We start from the raw sequence: 1,292 nt of genomic DNA, 5'->3' as shown, positions 1-1,292 counted from the left end.
TGACTAGTCCTGAAATAGGTTGACACTTATTTCGGTTAAAACGCCCGATGTATTTCATCGGGCGTTTTGTATTTAAGGGCCAGATGTGGCCGCCTACCATTATAGATTGCTACTGATTCTGCAACCATCTTTCTCGCTTCTTCTAAATCTCTTGGCTTATGGAGTAAGTATTCATTTTTAAGAATACCGTTTATCCGCTCAGCAAGGGCGTTTTGATAGCAATCGTAGCCATCTGTCATTGAGCACTGTACATCATGTTTTCTATGGAGTTTTTGATACTCTTCTGAGCAATACTGTATACCTCTGTCAGAATGATGTACGAGTTTTTCGTTTATACTTTTTTGTTTAAGTGCTCGAGTAAATGCTTGCTTTACTGACTGCGTTCGCATGTTATCGTCAACCTGATAGCCCACAATCTTCCGAGAATAAGCATCTGTAATGAGACTCACATAACTCTCTCCACCTCGCGTCGGTAAGTATGTGATATCTGCTACCCATAGCTGATTGGGTTTATCGGCTTTTAACCCCGCTTTAATGAGGTTGGGATGACAGCGGAACCGATGATGACTATTGGTTGTTTTGTGATAGGCACGCTTTGTCGGCACCAGTAGACGCCTTTCTCTTAGTAAATTAAAGAGATGATCCCTACCAATATCTATTTTTACGAGCGCAAGAAGATACTGTAGTTTCCTAGTGCCGATGCGAGGTTGAATCATTCGCTCATGACGTACGAATTGAATGACTCTAGCCTCATGCTCTTCGCGCTTGATTGAACGAGCACAATGTTGGTAATAGGCCTGACGAGAAATATTCAGATAACGACAAGCTTTGGCTACGGAAACCCCGTCTATCACTTTTTCCTGGATGACTTTCTTTTGCGCTTTTTTACAACGCTTACTCCATAATCAGTTTCAAGAACATTCACGACGGCTTCGAAGAAATCAGCTTTCATTTTCGTATCAGCAAGCTCTTTCTCCAGAGCCTTAATACGCTGTTCTGGAGTAAGCTCTACTTTGGACTTATCCACGCAGTTACCTCGTTTAAGAAGCTTAGGTGTACCATACGTCCAATTTAGACGACCATGCTTACGAAGCCAAACTAAAACCGTTGAACACCCCTGAATTCCGTAGTGCTCTTGTGCTTGTTTATATGTGAATTCGCCTTTTTCAACTTGGTCTACAACGGCCAGTTTAAAAGCGAGGGAATAATCGCGTTGAGTTCTTTTGCTATTTGATTTCATTACACTCTCCAAATTAAGTTTGAAAAGTGTCAACGCTATTTAGGATGGGTCA

The 1,292-nt window shown here is 41.7% G+C and carries 1 protein-coding gene; it reads right to left on the bottom strand.

The features are described 5' to 3' along the window. Positions 1 to 35 precede the first annotated feature (35 nt). A protein-coding gene (locus tag ACFI6J_RS21450; protein ID WP_145912133.1) for an IS3 family transposase occupies positions 36 to 1,240 on the bottom strand; the annotation gives its coding sequence in 2 pieces (ribosomal slippage) (positions 36 to 868 and positions 868 to 1,240; 1,206 coding nt in all). Positions 1,241 to 1,292: the final 52 nt, after the last annotated feature.

It is taken from the genome of Alteromonas sp. G4i13 (assembly GCF_054960505.1).
This window is presented reverse-complemented; position numbering and strand designations above follow the sequence as displayed.